Origin of the sequence: Klebsiella sp. JN_Kp122 (assembly GCF_040062085.1) — a bacterium.
In the GTDB taxonomy this organism is placed as follows: domain Bacteria; phylum Pseudomonadota; class Gammaproteobacteria; order Enterobacterales; family Enterobacteriaceae; genus Klebsiella; species Klebsiella aerogenes.
Window position 1 is genome coordinate 393,778 of the sequence record NZ_JBEAHW010000001.1, and the last position, 22,008, is coordinate 415,785.

Sequence of the window (22,008 nt, forward strand, 5' to 3'; positions counted from 1 at the left end):
TTACGCTTTCTCGATGTTGACCAGAAACGCCTTATACTCCGGCGTTTGCGAGTTGGAATCGCCGACGTTAGGCGTCAGGGTGTTGGCGATATAGCCTTTACGGGCCACACCTTCAAAGCCCCAGTGCAGCGGGATACCGACGGTTTCTACCTGCTGGCCGTTGACGTTCAGCGTGCGCAGTCGACGGGTCACTACGGCAACCGCACGAATAAAGCCGCGCTTGCTGCTGACTTTCACCCAGTCACCATTAGCGATACCTTTGCTTTTCGCCAGCCCTTCGCTGATTTCGACAAACTGTTCCGGCTGCGCAATCGCATTGAGCAGCGCGTGCTTGGTCCAGGTATGGAAGTGTTCGGTCAGACGATAGGTAGTACCGACATACGGGAACTTATCCTTCTTACCTAAGCGAATGGCATCATCTTCATACAAACGCACCACCGGGCTGGAGACCACATTGGGGTGCAGCGGGTTGGTGCCAAGCGGCGTTTCCATCGGCTCGTAGTGTTCCGGGAACGGCCCTTCTGCCAGTTTATCGAGCGCAAACAGGCGCCCAAGCCCCTCTTGCTGCATAATAAACGGTCCGGTGTTGCTCCCCGGCGGCGCGGTATTGAAGTCCGGAATATCATTACCGACCCACTTACTGCCGTTCCACTGGATCAGCATCCGCTTCGCATCCCACGGCTTGCCACTAATGTCGGCTGATGCGCGGTTATACAACACGCGGCGATTGAGCGGCCAGGCCCAGGCCCATCCCAGCGTATTGCCAAGCCCCGAAGGATCGGCGTTATCGCGATTCGCCATCTGGTTACCCTGCTCGGTCCAGCAGCCGGTGTAGATCCAGCAGGACGACGCGGTGCTGCCGTCATCGCGCAGCAGCGCGAAGCTATTCAGCAACTCTCCTTTTTTCGCCAGCAGCACCCCATTACCATCGTAGAGATCCGCCAGCGCATAGCCGTTGTTCTCTTTTGCTACTTCTTCCGATTCCGGATGATCTGGCTGCTTATAGCTCCAGCTCATGTTCAGCAGCGGTTCCGCGCCCTTACCGCCTTCGCGACGGTACAGCTCACGTAGACGGTGATAGATCCCGGCAAGAATTTCGCCATCGTTGCGTGCTTCGCCCGGCGCGTCCTGGCCTTTCCAGTGCCACTGCAGCCAGCGCCCGGAGTTGGCGATCGAGCCATCCTCTTCGGCAAAGCAGGTCGACGGCAGACGGAAGACTTCGGTCTGAATAGCCGACGGGTCGACATCATTAGACTCGCCGTGGTTTTGCCAGAAGGTCGAGGTTTCGGTCACCAGCGGGTCGATAACCACCATATATTTCAGCTTACTGAGGCTACGCACCACTTTGTTTTTGTCCGGGAAGGACGCTACCGGATTGAAGCCCTGGCAGATATAGCCGGTAACTTTGCCGTTATCCATCATATTGAAGTACTTGATAACGTCGTAGGCCTGATCCCATTTCGGCAACCAGTTGAAGCCCCAGTCATTCTCTTTCTGCGCCGCATCGCCGTAGAACGATTTCATCAGGCTGACGAAGAATTTCGGGTAGTTGCTCCAGTAGTTCACCTGGTCGGCCAGCGTCGCTTTTGGCGTGTTGGCGCTAAGATAACTTTGCAGATCGCTCTGTTTATCTGACGGCAGCGTCAAATAACCCGGCAGACTGGTCGACAACAGGCCCAAATCGGTCAGACCCTGAATATTGGAGTGTCCGCGCAGAGCGTTGACGCCGCCGCCTGCCATGCCCATGTTGCCGAGTAGCAGCTGGATCATCGCCATGGTGCGGATGTTCTGCGCGCCGACGGTGTGCTGCGTCCAGCCCAGCGCATACAGGAAGGTAGTGGTGCGATCCGCGACGCTGGTTGAAGCCAGCACTTCGCACACTCTGAGGAAGTCATCTTTCGGCGTACCGCAGATATTCTCGACCACTTCCGGCGTGTAGCGGGAAACGTGCTGCTTGAGCAGATTCCACACGCAGCGCGGATGGCTGAGCGTTTCATCGCGTTTCGCGTAGCCATTTTCATCGAACTGGTAGTTCCAGGACGATTTATCATACTGGCGCTTTTCAGCATCGTAGCCGCTGAACAGGCCATCTTCGAAGGTAAAATCATCCCGCACCAGCAGGCTGGCGTTGGTGTAATGCTTAACGTACTCGGCATTGATCTTATTATTTTCGATCAGGTACAGCAGCACGCCCGACAGGAACGTAATGTCGGTACCGGAACGAATCGGCGCATAGATATCGGCCACCGACGCGGTACGCGTAAAGCGTGGGTCGACGACGATAAGCGTGGCATCGTTATTGTTTTTCGCTTCCATCGCCCAGCGGAATCCCACCGGATGCGCTTCCGCGGCGTTGCCGCCCATCACCATCACGACGTTAGCGTTTTTGATATCAACCCAGTGGTTGGTCATCGCACCGCGACCAAATGTTGGAGCAAGACTTGCTACCGTTGGTCCGTGTCAGACGCGCGCCTGGTTGTCTACCGCCAGCATGCCAAGTGAGCGCACAAATTTTTGCGTCAGCATGCCGGTCTCATTACTCGCCGCCGAGGCGCACAGCATCCCGGTGGAAAGCCAGCGGTTAACCGTCACGCCCTGCTCGTTCTTTTCAATAAAGTTGGCGTCGCGGTCGGCTTTCATCAATTTGGCGATGCGGTTAAAAGCTTCATCCCAGGAGATGCGCTGCCATTTATCCGAGCCCGGAGCACGGTATTGCGGATACCGCAGGCGGTTTTCGCTGTGGACGTAGTCCAGCAGACCGGCGCCTTTCGGGCACAGGGCGCCGCGGCTTACCGGATGATCCGGATCCCCTTCGATATGATAAATCGCTTCTTTGGCGTTTTTCGCGCCGTCGCCCAGGCTATACATTAATAGCCCGCAGCCCACGGAGCAGTAAGTGCAGGTGTTGCGGATCTCTTTTGCGCGCAGCAATTTGAAATTGCGTGCCTGAGCCAGCGCCATTTTAGGGGCAAAGCCCAGTGCAGCAGCTGTTGTTCCGGCCATACCGCCTGCGCAGATTTTAAAAAACTTTCTGCGGCTGACGTCCATTGATTCCTCCATGCAGGATGTTAGTTCATCGCGCGGAGGAAACTAACAGCAATATCCCTTTTTTTATTGCGTCAAATCAAGGTCGCCAACGCTCGCCCCCTTAAGAGTCAGCGGTGGCGAGTTTGACTAACCCCAAAGAGTTATGCGAAGCGGAAAAGATCGACCGCCGGGAGGCAAAAGATGTTATAAATTCCGGCTGCGTTTGAGTCATTATCGGGTTAAACATGGAAAAAAAGAGAGCGACGTCAATCGGCTTCGCCGCCATTATATTATGGAGCACAATGGTCGGTTTGATCCGCGGCGTCAGCGAAGGGCTTGGCCCTGTCGGCGGCGCGGCGATGATTTATAGCCTCAGCGGCCTGCTGCTCATTTTCACCGTCGGCTTTCCCAACCTGCGCCAAATCCCGCGTCGCTATCTGTTGGCCGGCAGCGTGCTGTTTGTCAGCTACGAGATCTGCCTCGCCCTGTCGCTGGGTTTCGCCGCCACCCGCCAGCAGGCTATCGAAGTGGGGATGGTCAACTACCTGTGGCCCAGCCTGACCATTTTGTTCGCCATTCTTTTTAACGGTCAGAAAAGTAGCTGGCTGGTGATCCCCGGCTTATTGCTGGCGCTGTTCGGCGTGAGCTGGGTGCTCGGCGGCGAACACGGGCTCAACCTCGATGAAATTATCAATAACGTCATCTCCAGTCCGCTGAGCTACTTTCTGGCATTTATCGGCGCGTTTATCTGGGCGGCCTACTGCACGGTGACCGCGAAATATGCCAAAGGCAAAAATGGGATTACGCTCTTCGTCTTATTAACGGCACTGACCCTGTGGCTGAAATTTTTCGCCAGCGCTCAGCCGCCGATGCTGTTCAGTTGGCCGGTGGTCATTAAGCTGATAACGGTCTCCGTGGCGCTGGGGCTGGCGTACGCGGCGTGGAACGTTGGCATCCTGCACGGCAACGTCAGCCTGCTGGCGGCGGCGTCGTACTTCACGCCGGTGCTCTCTTCCGCGCTGGCGGCGGTGCTGCTCAGCGCCGCCTTATCGTGGTCCTTCTGGCAGGGGGCCGGGATGGTGTGTCTCGGCTCCCTGCTCTGCTGGTATGCCACCCGCCGTTAGCCGAGATCGCCGCCCGCCACTGGTATCGTTACGCCGGTGATATAGCTGGCCTCATCGCTGGCGAGAAACAGGATCGCATTCGCCTGTTCCGCCAGCGTGCCGTAACGATGCATCAGGCTGCTCGCCACCGTCTGATCGACAACCTGCTGATACCACGCCTTTTCCTGCTCGCTCGGCAGCTCATCGTTGCGCGGCGTCAGACGCGGCGGCGCCTCCGTACCGCCCGGCGCGACGGCGTTAATCCGAATACCGCTGCCGCTGTACTCCATGGCAATCGAGCGAGTCAGCGCATTCACGCCTCCCTTCGCCGCCGAATAAGGCACCCGGTTCACCCCTGCCGTCGCCACCGACGAGATATTGACGATGCTGCCTTTCCCCTGTTTCAGCATCCAGGGGAGCGCCGCGCGGCAGCCCCACAAGGTAGGGAACAGCGAGCGGCGGATCTCTTTCTCAATTTGTTCTGGCTGATACTCGGCGAAAGGTCGCGCCCAGATGGTGCCGCCGACGTTGTTGATGAGCACGTCGAGGCGGCCGAAATGCGCGACCCCGGCGGCAAACGCCTGTTCAGTACTCTGCCACTGCTCAAGGTCAGCCTCCAGCGCCAGTACCTGACTTCCGGCCTGGGCTAAAACGGCAGCCAGTTCGTGTACGTAAGGCGAGCGGTCAATCAGCAACAGGGCGCCGCCTTCAGTTGCCGCCTGCTCCGCGGTCTGCCTGCCAATCCCCTGCGCCGCGCCGGTAATAGCGACGACTTTATCGGTAAAACGCATCATGCCTCCTTATGCCGCCGCGCTCTGGCTGGCGATAAATTTCTCATACCAGAACCCTGCCGGGGAAATTCCCCTTTCGCGCAGCGCCGTGGCGACCGCATTTACCATCGGCGGCGGTCCGCAAAGATAGATGTCAACGTCGCCGTTATTCAGCATCGCGTCATCCAGATGTTCGGTGACAAAGCCGCGCTGTGGGCAGGAACTGCTTTCATCCGCCACCACCGGCAGCCAGCGATACCCCGTAAGCTGTTGAGCAAAGGTGTCCAGCGCGTCGGTTTTCACCAGATCACCGTCACGGGTCACCCCGTACAGTAGCGTTACCGGACGCTGACTACCCTGTGTCTGCAGGGTGTGTAACATGGACAGCAGCGGCGCCAGCCCGGTACCGCCCGCCAGCATGAGCAGCGGGCGTTCGCCGCTGCGCAAATAGAAGCTGCCCATGGGGCCGCTGAGGGTCAGGCGGTCGCCGGGCCGCGCCTGCTGGGTTAACCACTGGCTCATCATGCCGCCAGGTACGTTACGAATCAGAAAACGCCCTTCGAGAGAACCCGGCAGCGAGCTGAATGAGTAGGCGCGCACATGAGTCGTGCCCGGCACCTGAATATTGATATATTGCCCCGGCAGAAAAGCCAGCGGCTCATCCAACGCGACCACCAGTTCGATGGCGGTATCGGACAGTAAATTCACCTGCCGCACCTGCGCCCCGGTGTCGGTCAGCGCGGTTTTACACTGCGCGGCGGCCACCGGCACATCGATCACACAATCGCTGGTCGGGACCATCTGGCAGGTCAGCACCTGGCGAGCCTGCACCTCGTCGTCGCTTAACGCCTCGTCGAGATAATCTTCACCCAGATCGTATTCACCGCTGGCGCAATGGCATTTGCAGGTGCCGCAAACGCCGTCCGAACAGTCCATCGGCAGGTTAACCTTCTGACGATAGGCCGCATCCAGCACCTTCTCCCCGGCATGGCATTGAATAAAGCGGGTAATGCCGTCCTCAAAATTAAGAGCAATATTAAAAGTCATAAGCGCCTCTTAAATGTGGTAAACGTCGATAACCTGACGGATATAGTCGTTATTCAGGCGTACCGTTTTACGAACGATCTGCGGCCTGCCGTCCTGCTCAATTAGCGTGCAGCAGGTAGAGCCAAAATAGGCATCCGTGTGTTGATAGCGATGGCTCCACGTAACCCAGTTGTAGCGCACCGCAAGCCCCTCCTCGCTTTCGCCCATCAGCTCGACATTGCTGATAATGTGCGTGGTGCGCGGTTCCGGCGTGCTGGCGCCGGAACGCTCGGTTTTAATGCGATAGACGCGATCTTCCAGTCCTTCCCGGTTGGGATAGTAGATAAGGGAAATCTCTTTTTGCGGGTCGCGCGTCAGCTGATCATCGTCGCCCCATGCCGGCATCCAGTAGACCACCTGCGGGCTGTAACAGCTCAGCCACTCATCCCACTGACGGTCATCTAACAGACGGGCTTCGTAATAGAGAAACTGGCGAACTTGTTCGAGATTCAACATCAGGCCACCTCCACGCGCTGGGTAATGGACTGGTCGTAACGCTGTTGTTCCTGTTCCAGCGCCGCCAGCATGACCGTTTGCCAATGGTGATGATGGGCGATATACAGCGCTTCATCTTCCGATTTCACCCCGCTTAGCCGCGGCGTAAAGCCCGCATGCCTGGCGTGTTCATCCGGGCCGTCGACCCAACGTAGCGCGCCGCGGCTGAGGTCGCTCCATGCCAGATTTTCGCCAAGATAGCCGCGCTGACAGGCGCTGAACTCTTCCAGATCGTCCGGCGTCCCCATCCCGCTGACGTTAAAGAAATCTTCGTACTGGCGGATCCGTAGCGCCCGCGCCTGGTCGGCTTCGCCTTTAGGCGCAAAGCACCAAATGGTGACTTCGGTTTTATCGACCGCAATCGGGCGGATCACGCGGATCTGGGTAGAAAACTGATCCATCAGATAGACGTTGGGGTACAGGCACAGGTTGCGGGTTTCATTGACCATCTGGTCGGCGCGTAGTTCGCCGAATTCCGCCTGCAGACGCTCGCGGTGGGCATAGACCGGGCGCACTTCCGGGTTCAGCGCCCGGGTCCACAGCAACATGTGGCCATTGTCAAAACCGTAGCCGCCGCCGACGCTCTTTGACCAACCGTTGGCGTCAACCGCATGCGTCCCTTCCGCTTCATAGTTGCGGCGTGACATGGTTGAGGCATAGTTCCAGTGCACCACGCTGACGTGATAACCATCGGCGCCGTTCTCTGTGCCCAGCTTCCAGTTGCCTTCGTAAACGTAGCTCGACGAACCCTTTAGCACTTCCAGCCCTTCCGGCGCCTGATCGACGATCAGATCGATGATTTTGCTGGTTTCGCCGAGATACGCCTCCAGCGGCTGCACGTCGGCATTGAGGCTACCGAATAAGAAACCGCGGTAAGACTGAAAACGCGGCAGTTTTTGCAGATCGTGAGACCCTTCATGTTTGAAGGTGTCAGGATAGGCGCCGGTGCTCTCATCTTTGGCTTTTAATAATTTGCCGTTATTGCTGAAGGTCCAGCCGTGGAACGGACAGGTAAACGAATTTTTATTCCCGGTTTTGCGTCGGCATAACATGGCGCCGCGGTGGGCGCAGCTATTAATTAATGCATGCAATTCATTCTTTTTATCACGGGTAATAATAACCGGCTGCCGTCCCAGCGTCAGGGTATAATAATCTCCCGGCTCGGCAATCTGGCTTTCATGGGCAAGAAAAACCCAATTTCCTTCGAAGATATGTTTCATTTCAAAATCAAACAACTGCTGGTCGGTAAATATAGAGCGGTGGCAACGGTAAATATGATTTTCACGGTCGACAATTAACGCGTTGTTAATTTTGTCTTTAAGCGCTGATAGCGTTTTTTGCATGAGTTAACTCCTCCTGCAGGATTCAGGATTAAAGATATTTGGCGAATGTGGTGACTATCGGGTGTAGAGCGCGGCCCGGGCCAGCAGCGTGACCGGGGCCGCTAAAGCAGATTACTCTTTGGCGCGCAGACGGGCGCCTCGATGCTCTTCGTCGGGGCTCAGCGCTTTACAGAGGGTGAAATCAAAGCGCACTTCGGTATGCTCGCCGTCCAGTTCACGCTGTGCAATCGTCTCGCGGTCGCTCACTTTCACCGGGTCGGCAATCAGACCATCGCGGGTGGCAAAGGCAAAATCATCCCACAGGTATTTGTCGCCGCTGAGGTTGATCTGGCTGGTCAGATGTTTATGGCCCGGCGCGGAGACGAAGAAGTGAATGTGCGCCGGACGGTTACCGTGGCGGCCTAACTGGTCCAGCAACTTCTGAGTTGGACCATCCGGCGGGCAGCCGTAGCCGGATGGCATGATACTGCGCACGCTATAGCGGCCATCGGCGCCGGTGCGAATACGACGACGCAGGTTGTAGTCGCTCTGGCTTTGATCGAAGAACGAGTAATTACCCAGGGTATTGGCGTGCCAGATATCAACGATGGCATTAGCAATCGGCTGGCCCTGATTATCTTTAACCTGGCCGTGCAGCCACATCACTTCGCCGGCATCGGTGCCATCATCCATGCGGGCATGGCTGTCGGCCAGCGGGGCATTGGCTACATACAGCGGCCCTTCGATGGTGCGCGGGGTACCGGTTTCACGATGCGCCGCCGCGTCGATAGCGTCCTGACGCAGGTCGAGGAAGTGCTCAAGACCAAGACCCGCCGCCAGCAGCGCCGCCTCCTGGCGCCCACCCAGCTCGTGCAAATAGTTCACCGCATGCCAGAACTCTTCTTCGGTGACGTTATAGTCATCGATCAGCGTGCAGATATTTTCCAGTAAACGGTGGACAATGGCTTTAAAGCGTTCATTACCGCCAGGGACATTTAAACCCGCGCCTTCACGTAATAATTTCTGCACGGCTTCTTGTTGTACGAAAGCATTACTCATAATTATTCTCTCTTATCATTGTAGGATATTTGCCGGGGCCCCCGGCATGAGGTCGACGTTATTATTATTAGCTATCGTCTTCACGAATCGACGAGGGATGACGGCACAGCGCCTCTACGCGAATATCCATAAATGGATACAGCGGCAATCCCATTAAAATTTGATGCAGCTCTTCGGCATCTTTTACATCGAAAATGCTGACATTGGCGTAAAGACCGGCGACACGCCAGATATGTCGCCACTTGCCTTCACGTTGTAATTGTTGCGAATAGGCTTTTTCGCGTTGTTTAATTTCATCCGCTTCGGCGGCAGGAAAACCGATCGGAATATTAACGGTCATATCAACTTTAAATAGCATTATTTTCTCCTGTTATGCTTTACGGGAATAGAAGCGCAGCTTGTCTTCATCCAGCTCCACCCCGAGCCCTGGCGTTTGCGGCAACACCACCTGACCGTCGGCAAAGGTCAGCGGAACGCTGACAATATCGTCTTTGAGTAGCAGCGGGCCGAACATCTCGGTTCCCCACTGCATTGGCAATGTCGACCAGGCATGCAGAGAAGCAACGGTACCCACGGTTCCTTCCAGCATCGTGCCGCCATACAGGCCAACCCCCGCCGCCTGCGCGACGCGGGCCAGCGCCAGCACGCTATTCGGCCCGCCCGCTTTGGCGATCTTCAGCGCGTAAGCGCCGGTAAAGCCCTGCTGCGCCAGTTGATAACCATCGTATGCGGTCGCGACCGCTTCATCCGCCAGAATCGCTGTCTCGATTTGCTGGCTCAGGCGCACCAGCGCTGCATTGTCCTGCGCGCTCACCGGCTGTTCGATGAGATCGACCCCCATCGCCGCCAGCTCTCGGCACCCTTTCGCGCCGGTGGCGGCATCCCAGGCCTGGTTAACGTCAACGCGAATGCTGGCGCGATCGCCTAAAGCTTCGACAATGGCGCGGGTATGGCGGAGATCGGTGGCTAATTCCCGCGCGCCAATTTTCAACTTGAATGCCTGATGGCGGCGCTCGGCTAACAGCTTTTCCCCTTCGGCAATATCTTTTGCGGTGTCGCCGCTGGCTAACGTCCACAGCACCGGCAACGACGTTTGCAGCGCGCCGCCGAGTAGCGCCGATACCGGTAAGCCTAAGGCTTTCCCCTGGGCGTCCAGCAGCGCGGTTTCAATGGCAGACTTTGCGAAAGTATTGCCTTTAATGGCGCTGTTCATACGCGCCGTCAGCGCATTCAGATTATCGGCCGGCTGCCCTTTCAGCAGCGGCGTCAAATAGTGGGTCAAGGCCGATGCGATAGCCTCCGGGCTCTCGACGCCGTAGCTCAGCCCGCCGATGGTCGTCGCTTCACCGATACCGCATACGCCATCGGAACGGGTAATGCGCACGATGACCAGCGTCTGGCAGCCCATGGTGGTCATCGATAATTTATGTGGCCGGATAGTCGGTACATCCACTAACCAGCTCTCAATGCGTTCTACGGTCGCAGTCATTTTTTGTTCCTGAAAGATGCATAACTTTTTGTACCCACATCCATAACGGGGATGTCTGTGCTTTGACAATAGGGTCCAGCCTGGCGGATGGTCAACGGCGATAATCGAAATGTTGTGCGATTATCGGCACGCTTGTTAAATTGCGGTTAATAATGTGATCAAGGTGGTAAAACAGGCACAATTCGGCGCGCCCTGGTTTGCGCGCGGTATAGTAATTCCCCCGTGAGCTTTACGTTGCAACGGAGAAAGATGCAATGAGCGACAATACCCACACTACGCTGAGCGCCAGGCAGGCTGAGCACGACCCCAATTTTATGCTGTCTCTCGCCCGCGGGCTGGAAGTGCTCAATGCTTTTACTCCGCAGCGCCAGCGGCTGACCATTTCGCAGTTAAGTCAAAAAACGCAAATTTCCCGCGCGGCGGTGCGCCGCTGCCTGTATACCCTGGCGGCGCTGGGGATGGTGCACAGCCCGGACGGCCGCAGCTATGAACTACTACCGCGCGTACTAGCCGTGGGCCACGCCTATCTGGCGGGAACCCCGCTGGCGAAGGTGGCGCAAACGGCACTGGATAATCTTGGTAAGACGTTAGGAGAAAGCTGCTCCGCCGCCACGCTTGATGGCGACAACGTGCTGTACATTGCCCGCGCGGCGGTCAATAACTTACTGAGCGTCGATCTGGGGCGCGGCAGTCGCCTCCCGGCATGGACGACTTCAATGGGACGGGTATTGCTGAGCGCGCTGCCAGAAGAACAACTTGAAGTGACATTGTCACGTGCACATCTTATGCGCTACACCCCGCATACCCTGTGCGACCCCACGGCATTACGCGCGGAAATAGCCAAAGTTCGCATGCAGGGCTATGCGCTGGCGGACAGGCAAATTGAAGTTGGATTATGCTCGCTTGCGGTACCGCTGTTGTCGCGCAGCGGCCAGGTGGTGGCAGCGCTCAACGTTGGCGTCCCCGCCTCTTCGATGAGCGCCGCGGCGCTGAAGGAGAAAGCCCTCGCGCCGCTGCGTCGCGCGGCGATGGAGCTGTCTCTTCAGCTATGACATTACCGTGGCGCCGGCGTATTGGCCAGCCCGCGCCAAATCCCCAGCGCCAGCAACAACAGCAGAACGCCAGCCGTCGCCAGCGAAATGCTATGGGCGCTGATGAATGCGGTTTTCGCCGCCGCGATTAGTGAATCAGCCGGTATCGCGGGTAATGATTGCGCCACCTTCATCGCCTCGCCGATGGACGATGAGGCCTGTACCGCTGCTTCACCGCCAATCCCGGCAGGCAGCTCAATCGCCGAACTGTAGCTACGAGTCAGGATCAGGCCGAACAGCGCAATTCCGAGCCCCGCGCCCAGTTCATAGGCCATGGTTTCAATCGCTCCTGCCGCGGAGGCCTTTTCTTTCGGTGCCGCCGCCATGATCGCCGACGTTGACGCCAGCAGCGCGCTGGCGGCGCTAAAGCCCAGCAGCGTCATTAACCCCCACGCCTGCCACTGTTGGGTGCTGAAGTCGGTCATCGACAGCCCCAGGAAACTCAACGCGCTCAGCAACATACCGCCGGTCGCCACCTGCCGCAGCCCCAGTTTAGATACCAGCATTCCGGCAATCGGCCCGCTAAAGCCGCTGGCGACCATCACCGGTAGCATAAACAGCCCGGCCTCGAACGGTGTTTTCTGATGCACAAACTGCAGCTCCTGCGCCATCAGCAATTCAAAACCGACCAGCGTAATGAGCGCGGTCATCGCCATCATCACCCCGCTCAAAATAATGCGGTGGGTGAAGAGACGCATATCCACCATCGGCGTCGGCATCGACAGCTGCTTGCGGACAAACCAGGTCAACATGGCCGCGCCGCCGATAGCCACCAGCACAATCAGCCACAGCGCCAGCTGCCCCTTTAACGCTGACTTAGCGCTAAATACCAGCATCAGAATGGCCGCAATCAGGATCAGCGCCTGCGGCAGATTCAGCGGCTGCTCGCGGCGTGCGGGCTGACGGGGCACGACCTTAGCGTTGATGGCGATGACCAGCAGCACGATTGGCACGTTGATCAGGAAAACAGATCCCCAGTAGAAATGTTCCAGCAGCATGCCGCCCACCAGCGGGCCAAATGCCGCACCGCCGGAGCCCACGGCGGCCCATAATCCCAGCGCCATGTTACGTTGACTGGCTTCGGCGAAAGTGCCGCGGATCCCGGCAAGCGTCGCCGGCACAATCATCGCCGCGCCAACCGCCAGCAGCGCCCGGGAGATAATCAGCGTTATCGCCGACGGCGACAGCGCGGCGCACAGCGAAGCGATGCCAAAAATAGCGCTACCGAGCAGCAACAGGCGCTTAAAGCCGATTTTATCGCCTAATGCGCCCATCGGTAGCACCATACCGGCCATCACCAACGAATAGATATCAATGATCCACAGTAGCTCATTGCCGCTGGTGCCAAGCGCGACGCTGAGCGTCGGGGCGGCCACATGCAGTACCGTTGCGTCAATCGCCACCGGGATATAAACCAGCAAAATCGCCATCAGCGTTAACCATTGCCGAGACATACTTCTTTTCCTCAATTTATCAAATTGGACACGCGTCCAGGATTGCGATCCTGCCGGATTGTTGAACGCCTGTCCAACTTTTTGTTACCATCATCCCATCACCTCTTGGTTACGGGTCGCTATGCACTATTTAAATCGGGAAGCGCGTCGGGAAGTTATCATGCAGGCCGCCATGCGAGTGGCGCTAAATGGCGGCTTCAGCGCCATGACCGTGCGACAGATAGCCAGCGAAGCCGGCGTCGCCGCAGGTCAGTTACATCATCATTTTACCTCGACCGGCGAGCTGAAAGCGCAGGCCTTTATCCGTTTGATCCGCGAAATGCTCGATATTCAACTGCTGACCGATGACGCCTCCTGGAGCGAACGCCTGTTTTCATTACTTGGCAGCGAAGATGGCCGTCTCGAACCCTATATCCGCCTGTGGCGGGAAGCGCAGATTTTGTCCGATAGCGATGAGGAAATTAAGGCCGCATATCTGCTTACCATGAGCATGTGGCATGATGAAACGGTCACGGCGATTAACCGCGGCGCCGAAGCCGGTGAATTTCAGCCGCAGGATACGGCTGATAATATCGCCTGGCGTCTGATTGCGCTGGTTTGCGGGCTGGATGGCATTTACGCGCTGGGGATGCAAGCGATTGACGACGCGGCATTTATCCGTTACTTAAAACATTATATCGCGCTGGAACTCCCTCAGGTTTAGGTTACATTTAGTAACAATTGACCGCCCTTCATTGTCGGCGTGAATTCTTTCACGCCTCGATTCTTATCTATCCTCAAACAATACAATTATTAAAAACAGCTGAAGCTTAATTCCAGCCTGCATAGTTTCAGCTGTTTTTTATTTATCCTTTTGATCTCGTACGCTTTAGTGAGGGTGTTATGTCGATAGAAGGTGATAAAAAGAATCATTATCTTTTAAAAGATTGGCGACCAGAAAATGAAGCCTTCTGGGAAAATAAAGGAAAAGCGATTGCGCGCAGGAACTTATGGATTTCCGTATTTTGTCTGTTACTCGCCTTCTGCGTCTGGATGTTATTTAGCGCAGTTGCGGTCAACCTCAATAAAGTGGGTTTTAATTTCACTACTGACCAGCTCTTTTTATTAACGGCGCTACCTTCGCTTTCCGGCGCAATATTACGCGTACCCTACTCCTTTATGGTACCTATTATGGGTGGGCGCTACTGGACGGTTATTAGCACGGTTATTCTGGTGATTCCCTGTTTATGGCTGGGTTTGGCAGTACAAAATCCAACTACCCCGTACTGGGTATTTATCGCAATTTCGTTACTCTGCGGTTTTGCCGGCGCCAACTTCGCCTCCAGTATGGGCAACATCAGCTTCTTCTTCCCCAAGGCCAAACAAGGCAGCGCATTAGGGATTAACGGCGGGCTCGGCAATCTCGGGGTCAGCGTGATGCAACTGGTCTCTCCTATTTTTGTCTTCCTGCCGATTTTTACCTTTCTGGGCGTTCGCGGCGTAGAGCAACCTGGCGGCGCCATGCTGTGGCTTGGCAACTCACCGCTGCTGTGGGTGCCGTTACTGGTTATCGCCACCGTTTTCGCGTGGTTTGGCATGAACGATATTGCCAGTTCCAAAGCTTCAATTCGCGATCAACTACCGGTGTTGAAACGCCCGCATATGTGGCTGCTAAGTCTGTTGTATCTGGCCACCTTCGGCTCGTTTATTGGCTTTTCCGCCGGCTTCGCGATGCTGGCGAAAACCCAGTTTCCGGATGTCGATATCCTGAAACTGGCCTTCTTCGGCCCGTTTATCGGCGCGCTGGCGCGCTCCTTCGGCGGTATCATTTCCGACCGTCTGGGCGGCGTACGGGTGACGCTGGTCAACTTCATTCTGATGGCGGTCTTTACCGGGCTGCTTTTCCTCACCCTGCCGGGCTCCGGTTCCGGCAGCTTCTTCGCCTTCTACGTGGTGTTTATGGGCCTGTTCTTAACCGCCGGGCTTGGCAGCGGTTCCACCTTCCAGATGATCGCCGTGATCTTCCGCCAGCTCACCATTGATAGCGTGAAAAAGCGCGGCGGCAGCGACGAACAGGCCCAGCATGAAGCGGTGACCGATACCGCCGCCGCGCTCGGTTTCATCGCTGCAATTGGCGCCATCGGCGGCTTCTTTATTCCAAAAGCCTTCGGTACCTCGCTGGCCATGACCGGCTCGCCGGTGGGCGCGATGAAAGTCTTTTTTGTCTTCTATGTGGTTTGCGTGCTGGTGACCTGGCTGGTCTATGGCCGCCGTAAACCAGCACAACCATAACGACCTATTTACCGGATGGCACGATGCCGGACATTAGCGGAGCAGGAGGAATGTCATGAGTAAATTACTGGATCGCTTTCGCTACTTTAAGCAGAAACGCGAGACCTTTGCCAACGGCCACGGTCAGGTCTACGACAATAACCGTGACTGGGAAGATAGCTACCGGCAACGCTGGCAATTCGACAAAATTGTCCGCTCCACGCACGGTGTGAACTGTACCGGCTCCTGTAGCTGGAAAATTTATGTCAAAAACGGTCTGGTCACCTGGGAAACCCAGCAGACCGATTATCCGCGCACCCGACCGGACCTGCCAAATCACGAACCGCGTGGCTGTCCGCGCGGCGCCAGCTACTCATGGTATCTCTACAGCGCCAACCGCCTGAAGTACCCGCTGGCGCGCAAACGGCTGATTGAGCTGTGGCGCGAAGCCCTTGCACAACATCCCGACCCGGTACAGGCCTGGGATAGCATCATGCAGGACCCGCTGAAAACCCGCAGCTACAAACAAATCCGCGGTAAAGGCGGTTTTGTTCGCTCCAGTTGGAAAGAGTTAAATCAACTGATCGCCGCAGCCAACGTCTGGACCATCAAAAACTACGGTCCGGATCGCGTCGCGGGCTTTTCGCCGATCCCGGCGATGTCGATGGTTTCCTACGCCGCGGGTACCCGCTATTTATCGTTGATCGGCGGCACCTGCCTGAGCTTTTATGACTGGTACTGCGATTTACCCCCCGCCTCACCGATGACCTGGGGCGAACAGACCGACGTGCCGGAATCCGCCGACTGGTATAACTCCAGCTACATTATTGCCTGGGGTTCAAACGTCCCGCAGACCCGAACCCCGGACGCGCACTTCTTCACCGAAGTGCGCTACAAGGGCACCAAAACCATCGCCATTACTCCGGATTATTCGGAAGTCGCCAAGCTCTGCGACCAGTGGCTGGCGCCGAAGCAAGGTACCGACAGCGCGCTGGCGATGGCGATGGGCCACGTGATCCTCAAAACCTTCCACCTCGATAACCCAAGCGATTACTTTCTCAACTACTGCCGTACCTATACCGATATGCCGATGCTGGTAATGCTCGACCGTCGTGACGACGGCAGCTATGCGCCTGGCCGTATGCTGCGCGCCGCCGACCTGCTTGACGGGCTGGGAGAAAGTAATAACCCGGAATGGAAAACCGTCGCCTATAACGCCGAAGGCGAGCTGGTCGCGCCGAACGGATCCATCGGCTTTCGTTGGGGCGAAAAAGGCAAATGGAATCTCGAACAACAGGCTAACGGCCGGGACGTCGAATTAAAATTGTCGCTGCTGGATATGCACGATAGCGTGGTGTCGGTCGGTTTCCCCTACTTCGGCGGCAACGAAAACCCGCATTTCCGCAGCGTGAAGCAGGAGCCGGTAACGCTTCATCAGTTGCCAGCTAAACAGCTACCGTTGGCCAATGGTGAGAGCGCTTTGGTGGTGAGCGTGTATGACCTGGTGCTGGCTAACTACGGTCTGGATCGCGGTCTTGACGATGCCAATGCCGCGCGCGACTTCGCGGATGTCAAAGCCTATACTCCGGCATGGGCCGAGCAGATCACCGGCGTGCCGCGTCAACATATCGAACAAATCGCCCGCGAGTTCGCCGATACGGCGCATAAAACCCATGGCCGTTCGATGATTATCCTCGGCGCCGGTGTGAACCACTGGTACCACATGGATATGAACTACCGCGGGATGATCAACATGCTGGTGTTCTGCGGCTGCGTCGGTCAGAGCGGCGGTGGCTGGTCGCACTATGTCGGCCAGGAGAAACTGCGCCCGCAGACCGGCTGGCTGCCGCTGGCGTTCGCGCTGGACTGGACTCGTCCGCCGCGGCAGATGAACAGTACCTCTTATTTCTACAACCACGCCAGCCAATGGCGCTACGAAAAACTGACCGCTCAGGAGCTGCTGTCGCCGCTGGCCGACGCCAGCAAATTCAGCGGCCATATGATTGACTTCAACGTTCGCGCCGAGCGCATGGGCTGGCTGCCTTCCGCGCCGCAGCTTAACGTTAATCCGCTGAGCATCAGGCAGCAGGCCGAGGCCGCCGGGCTGTCACCGGCCGATTTCACCGTCCAGTCGTTAAAAGCAGGCGATATTCGCTTTGCCGCCGAGCAGCCGGATAGCGGCAACAACCACCCGCGCAACCTGTTTATCTGGCGTTCGAACCTGCTGGGTTCGTCCGGTAAGGGCCATGAGTACATGCTCAAGTACCTGCTCGGTACCGATAACGGTATTCAGGGCGAGGAGTTTGGCTCCACCGCTGACGTGAAGCCGGAGGAAGTCGAGTGGCAGACCGCGGCGATCGAGGGCAAACTTGATCTACTGGTGACCCTCGATTTCCGCATGTCCAGTACCTGCCTGTTCTCCGATATCGTCCTGCCGACCGCCACCTGGTATGAAAAAGACGATATGAACACCTCAGACATGCACCCGTTTATCCACCCCCTTTCCGCCGCCGTCGACCCGGCCTGGGAGGCGAAAAGCGACTGGGAAATCTACAAGGACATCGCCAAAAGTTTCTCTGAAGTGTGCGTCGGCCACCTTGATAAAGAGACCGATGTGGTACTGGTACCGCTGCAGCATGACTCTCCGGCGGAGCTGTCACAGCCGTTCGATGTCCTCGACTGGCGCAAGGGCGAATGCGATCTCATTCCAGGCAAAACCGCGCCGTCAATTGCGCTGGTTGAACGTGACTACCCGGCCACCTGGGAACGCTTCACCTCGCTGGGGCCGTTACTCGATAAGCTCGGCAACGGCGGTAAAGGCATTTCGTGGAATACGCAAAGCGAGGTCGACTTCCTCGGCAAACTTAACTACGTCAAGCCAGACGGTCCGGCCAAAGGCCGTCCGCGTATCGACAGCGCTATCGACGCCAGTGAAGTCATCTTAAGCCTGGCGCCGGAAACCAACGGCCAGGTGGCGGTGAAAGCCTGGCAAGCGCTGGGAGAATTTACCGGCCGCGACCACACTCATCTGGCGCTGAATAAAGAGGATGAGAAAATCCGCTTCCGCGATATTCAGGCGCAGCCGCGCAAGATCATCTCCAGCCCAACGTGGTCTGGTCTGGAAAGCGAACATGTCTCCTATAATGCCGGTTATACCAACGTTCACGAACTGATCCCGTGGCGTACCCTCTCCGGGCGGCAACAGCTGTATCAGGATCATCCCTGGATGCGCGCCTTCGGCGAGAGTCTGGTGGCCTATCGCCCACCGATCGATACGCGCAGCGTCAGCCAGATGAAGGAAGTGCCGCCAAACGGCTTCCCGGAAAAAGCGCTGAACTTCCTGACCCCGCATCAGAAATGGGGTATCCACTCGACCTATAGCGAAAACCTGCTGATGCTGACGTTGTCGCGCGGCGGGCCCATCGTCTGGCTAAGCGAAACCGACGCAAAAGAACTGGGGATTGAAGATAACGACTGGATCGAAGCCTTCAACGCCAACGGCGCCCTCACCGCGCGTGCGGTGGTGAGCCAGCGCGTGCCGCCGGGCATGACCATGATGTATCACGCTCAGGAACGCATTATGAACATTCCAGGTTCGGAGGTGACCGGTCGCCGGGGCGGCATCCACAACTCCGTGACCCGCGTCTGTCCTAAACCCACGCATATGATTGGCGGCTATGCCCAACTGGCTTACGGCTTTAACTACTACGGCACCGTCGGCTCCAACCGCGACGAGTTCATTATGATCCGCAAAATGAAAAATATTGACTGGCTGGATGGCGAAGGTCGTGACCAGGTACAGGAGGCGAAGAAATGAAAATACGTTCACAAGTCGGAATGGTGCTGAATCTGGATAAATGCATCGGATGCCATACCTGCTCCGTCACCTGTAAAAACGTCTGGAGCAGCCGCGAAGGGATGGAATATGCGTGGTTCAACAACGTGGAAACCAAGCCAGGTATTGGTTACCCCAAAAACTGGGAAGATCAGGACGAGTGGCAAGGCGGCTGGATCCGCGGTATCAGCGGCAAGCTTACTCCGCGTCTGGGCAACCGCGTCAGCGTGTTGTCGAAGATTTTCGCCAACCCGGTGCTGCCGCAGATTGACGATTATTACGAACCCTTTACCTACGATTATCAGCACCTGCACAACGCGCCGGAGGGCAAATACTTGCCTACCGCCCGCCCGCGTTCGCTGATTAGCGGCGAACGGATGGATAAGATCACCTGGGGGCCAAACTGGGAGGAACTGCTCGGCGGCGAGTTTGAAAAACGCGCCAAAGACCGTAACTTCGAAGCGATGCAAAAAGAGATGTACGGCCAGTTTGAAAACACCTTCATGATGTATCTGCCGCGTCTTTGCGAACATTGCCTCAATCCGAGCTGCGTAGCGACCTGCCCAAGCGGCGCCATCTATAAGCGTGAAGAAGACGGTATCGTGCTGATCGACCAGGATAAATGCCGCGGCTGGCGGATGTGCATCAGCGGTTGTCCGTACAAAAAAATCTACTTTAACTGGAAGAGCGGCAAATCGGAAAAATGCATCTTCTGCTATCCGCGTATTGAGTCCGGGCAACCGACAGTCTGTTCAGAAACCTGCGTTGGCCGCATCCGCTACCTTGGCGTGCTGCTGTACGACGCGGACCGTATCGAAGAAGCGGCCAGCACTGAACATGAAACCGACCTCTACGAGCGCCAGTGTGATGTGTTCCTCAACCCCAACGATCCGGCGGTCATCGAAGAGGCGTTGAAACAGGGTATTCCACATAACGTGATCGACGCCGCGCAGAAATCACCGGTGTATAAACTGGCGATGGACTGGAAACTGGCGTTACCTCTGCACCCGGAATACCGCACCTTACCGATGGTCTGGTACGTGCCGCCGCTGTCGCCGATTCAGTCGGTCGCCGACGCTGGCGGCCTGCCGAGTAACGGTAACATCCTGCCGGCGGTAGAAAGCCTGCGTATACCGGTACAGTATCTGGCGAACCTGCTGAGCGCCGGTGATACCGGCCCGGTCTTGCGCGCGTTAAAACGCATGATGGCGATGCGCCATTACAAACGTTCGCAAACCGTCGAAGGCGTGACCGATACCCGTGCGATTGAAGAAGTGGGCCTCAGCGTCGAACAGGTGGAAGAGATGTATCGCTACCTGGCGATCGCCAATTATGAAGACCGCTTCGTGATCCCCACCAGCCACCGCGAATTGGCGGAGGACGCCTTCCCGGAACGCAACGGCTGCGGTTTTACCTTCGGCGATGGTTGCCATGGTTCTGATACTAAATTCAACCTGTTCAACAGTCGTCGCATCGACGCTATTGACGTCGGGGACGTTCGTCGACATGGGGAGGGAGAGTAATGCGGATCCTCAAAGTCATTGCTCTGTTGCTGGAGTATCCCGACGACGCGCTGTGGGATAACCGCGAGGAGGCGCTGGCGCTGGTCAGCGCCGATGTGCCTGTCCTGACGCCGTTTGTTAGGCGATTACTGGCGGCGCCGCTGCTCGACCGCCAGGCCGAATGGTGTGAGGTGTTCGAACGCGGTCGCGCCACCTCGCTGCTGCTGTTTGAACACGTACACGCCGAATCGCGTGACCGCGGCCAGGCGATGGTCGATCTGATGAACCAGTATGAACAGGCGGGCCTGCAGATCGATTGTCGCGAACTACCGGACCACCTGCCTTTATATCTTGAATACCTCAGCATTCTCCCATTAGCCGATGCCCGTGAAGGACTGCAAAACGTCGCGCCTATTCTGGCGTTGCTCGGTGGACGCTTAAAGCAGCGCGAATGCGATTACTATCAACTCTTTGACACCCTTCTTGCGCTGGCGGATAGCCCACTCAATAGTGACAGTGTCACTAGGCAGGTAGCGACTGAGAAGCGTGACGACACGCGCCAGGCGCTGGATGCGGTGTGGGAAGAGGAACAGGTGAAGTTTATTGAAGATAATGCAACCGCTTGCGATAGCTCGCCAATGCAAGCTTATCAACGACGCTTTAGCCAGGATGTGGCGCCGCAGTACGTCGACATCCGCGCCGGAGGCCCGAAATGATACAGTACTTAAACGTCTTCTTTTACGATATCTACCCTTATCTCTGCGGCACCGTGTTCCTGGTGGGCAGTTGGCTGCGCTATGACTACGGGCAGTATACCTGGCGCGCGTCATCCAGCCAGATGCTCGATAAACGGGGCATGGTGCTGTGGTCGAACTTATTCCATATCGGCATCCTCGGCATTTTCTTCGGCCACTTCTTCGGGATGCTGACGCCGCACTGGGTCTATTCATGGTTTCTGCCGATGTCGCAGAAACAGGTGATGGCGATGGTGCTGGGCGGTGTCTGCGGCGTACTGACCCTGGTCGGCGGTATTGGCCTGCTGGCGCGCCGCCTGACCAACCCGCGCATTCGCGCCACCTCCACCACTGCGGATATCCTGATCCTGTGCATTCTGCTGATTCAGTGCGCGCTGGGGCTGACGACCATCCCGTTCTCCGCCCAGCATCCGGACGGCAGCGAAATGCTGAAACTGGTGGATTGGGCGCAGGCGGTAGTCACCTTCCACGGCGGCGCATCGGCGCATCTGGACGGCGTCGCGTGGGTGTATCGCGTCCATCTGGTGCTGGGAATGACTATCTTCCTTATCTTCCCGTTCACCCGGCTGGTTCACGTCTGGAGCGCGCCGATAGAGTATTTCACCCGACGCTACCAGGTGGTGCGCTCCCGGCGCTGAGCGCTGGCGCCCCCAGCCATGCCCGTTTACCAATAGCCCGGACGAGGCGCCTGCGCCGACTCCGGGTCATATTCATCAGCCCCGGCTCCAGCCTTTATGCCGGATGGCGGCTACGCCTTATCCGGCCTACAA

At 57.1% G+C, this 22,008-nt stretch carries 15 protein-coding genes and 2 pseudogenes; 8 read left to right on the top strand and 9 right to left on the bottom strand.

The genetic code is table 11. From position 1 onward, the window contains the following. Complete coding sequence (gene fdnG, locus ABLU78_RS01975) at positions 1 to 3,048, bottom strand: formate dehydrogenase-N subunit alpha (protein ID WP_116328451.1); 3,048 nt, start codon at positions 3,046 to 3,048, stop codon at positions 1 to 3. Positions 3,049 to 3,272: 224 nt separating this feature from the next. Here fdnG and yddG point away from each other — a divergent pair, with 224 nt between their 5' ends. Then, positions 3,273 to 4,151, top strand: coding sequence for an aromatic amino acid DMT transporter YddG (yddG, locus tag ABLU78_RS01980; RefSeq protein WP_015705524.1), 879 nt, complete (start codon positions 3,273 to 3,275; stop codon positions 4,149 to 4,151). Here yddG and ABLU78_RS01985 read toward each other — a convergent pair. The 7 genes and pseudogenes from ABLU78_RS01985 to ABLU78_RS02015 all read right to left on the bottom strand — a co-directional run bounded on the left by ABLU78_RS01985 (position 4,148) and on the right by ABLU78_RS02015 (position 10,395). Beyond that, the gene (locus ABLU78_RS01985; RefSeq protein ID WP_032708144.1) at positions 4,148 to 4,921 is read right to left on the bottom strand and encodes a 1,6-dihydroxycyclohexa-2,4-diene-1-carboxylate dehydrogenase; all 774 of its coding nucleotides are present in this window, start codon (positions 4,919 to 4,921) and stop codon (positions 4,148 to 4,150) included. The genes yddG and ABLU78_RS01985 overlap by 4 nt on opposite strands. Positions 4,922 to 4,930: 9 nt before the next feature. Then, positions 4,931 to 5,947 carry a benzoate 1,2-dioxygenase electron transfer component BenC gene (benC, locus tag ABLU78_RS01990; RefSeq protein ID WP_048228784.1) on the bottom strand — a complete coding sequence of 339 codons (1,017 nt, stop codon included), beginning with the start codon at positions 5,945 to 5,947 and terminating at the stop codon, positions 4,931 to 4,933. 9 nt (positions 5,948 to 5,956) lie between these two features. Beyond that, positions 5,957 to 6,442, bottom strand: coding sequence for a benzoate 1,2-dioxygenase small subunit (gene benB, locus ABLU78_RS01995; RefSeq protein WP_020078694.1), 486 nt, complete (start codon positions 6,440 to 6,442; stop codon positions 5,957 to 5,959). Further along, positions 6,442 to 7,824, bottom strand: a complete 1,383-nt coding sequence (locus tag ABLU78_RS02000) for a Rieske 2Fe-2S domain-containing protein (protein WP_048228785.1) — start codon at positions 7,822 to 7,824, stop codon at positions 6,442 to 6,444. The genes benB and ABLU78_RS02000 overlap by 1 nt, the downstream gene beginning before the upstream one ends. 111 nt (positions 7,825 to 7,935) lie before the next feature. Then, complete coding sequence (catA, locus tag ABLU78_RS02005; protein ID WP_015366455.1) at positions 7,936 to 8,862, bottom strand: catechol 1,2-dioxygenase; 927 nt, start codon at positions 8,860 to 8,862, stop codon at positions 7,936 to 7,938. Between the two features lie 67 nt (positions 8,863 to 8,929). Beyond that, a complete protein-coding gene (gene catC, locus ABLU78_RS02010) occupies positions 8,930 to 9,220 on the bottom strand; it encodes a muconolactone Delta-isomerase (protein ID WP_015366454.1) in 291 nt (96 codons plus the stop codon). 12 nt (positions 9,221 to 9,232) lie between these two features. Then, positions 9,233 to 10,395 (bottom strand): annotated as a pseudogene (locus tag ABLU78_RS02015) (muconate cycloisomerase family protein). Positions 10,396 to 10,514: 119 nt separating this feature from the next. On the opposite strand from ABLU78_RS02015, the pseudogene ABLU78_RS02020 reads away from it, so the two are divergent. Next, positions 10,515 to 11,403 (top strand): annotated as a pseudogene (locus tag ABLU78_RS02020) (IclR family transcriptional regulator C-terminal domain-containing protein). A 2-nt stretch (positions 11,404 to 11,405) separates the two neighbouring features. Here ABLU78_RS02020 and ABLU78_RS02025 read toward each other — a convergent pair. Beyond that, positions 11,406 to 12,896, bottom strand: coding sequence for an MFS transporter (locus tag ABLU78_RS02025; RefSeq protein WP_020078692.1), 1,491 nt, complete (start codon positions 12,894 to 12,896; stop codon positions 11,406 to 11,408). 121 nt (positions 12,897 to 13,017) lie between these two features. Here ABLU78_RS02025 and ABLU78_RS02030 point away from each other — a divergent pair, with 121 nt between their 5' ends. The 6 genes from ABLU78_RS02030 (at position 13,018) to narI (ending at position 21,876) form a co-directional block, all read left to right on the top strand. Beyond that, on the top strand, positions 13,018 to 13,599 hold the full coding sequence (locus ABLU78_RS02030) for a TetR family transcriptional regulator (RefSeq protein ID WP_047053636.1): 582 nt from the start codon (positions 13,018 to 13,020) through the stop codon (positions 13,597 to 13,599). Positions 13,600 to 13,778: 179 nt separating this feature from the next. Beyond that, positions 13,779 to 15,167 (top strand): NarK family nitrate/nitrite MFS transporter, encoded by a 1,389-nt coding sequence (locus ABLU78_RS02035; protein WP_015366449.1) that lies wholly within the window; start codon positions 13,779 to 13,781, stop codon positions 15,165 to 15,167. A 55-nt stretch (positions 15,168 to 15,222) separates the two neighbouring features. Next, positions 15,223 to 18,963: a nitrate reductase subunit alpha gene (locus tag ABLU78_RS02040; protein WP_015366448.1), complete on the top strand. Its 3,741-nt coding sequence runs from the start codon at positions 15,223 to 15,225 to the stop codon at positions 18,961 to 18,963. Beyond that, a complete protein-coding gene (gene narH, locus ABLU78_RS02045) occupies positions 18,960 to 20,504 on the top strand; it encodes a nitrate reductase subunit beta (RefSeq protein ID WP_015366447.1) in 1,545 nt (514 codons plus the stop codon). The genes ABLU78_RS02040 and narH overlap by 4 nt, the downstream gene beginning before the upstream one ends. Continuing rightward, positions 20,504 to 21,199: a nitrate reductase molybdenum cofactor assembly chaperone gene (narW, locus tag ABLU78_RS02050; RefSeq protein WP_032714584.1), complete on the top strand. Its 696-nt coding sequence runs from the start codon at positions 20,504 to 20,506 to the stop codon at positions 21,197 to 21,199. The genes narH and narW overlap by 1 nt, the downstream gene beginning before the upstream one ends. Continuing rightward, entirely contained in the window at positions 21,196 to 21,876 is a 681-nt protein-coding gene (gene narI / locus ABLU78_RS02055; RefSeq protein ID WP_015366445.1) for a respiratory nitrate reductase subunit gamma, read from the top strand. The genes narW and narI overlap by 4 nt, the downstream gene beginning before the upstream one ends. Positions 21,877 to 22,008 lie beyond the last annotated feature (132 nt).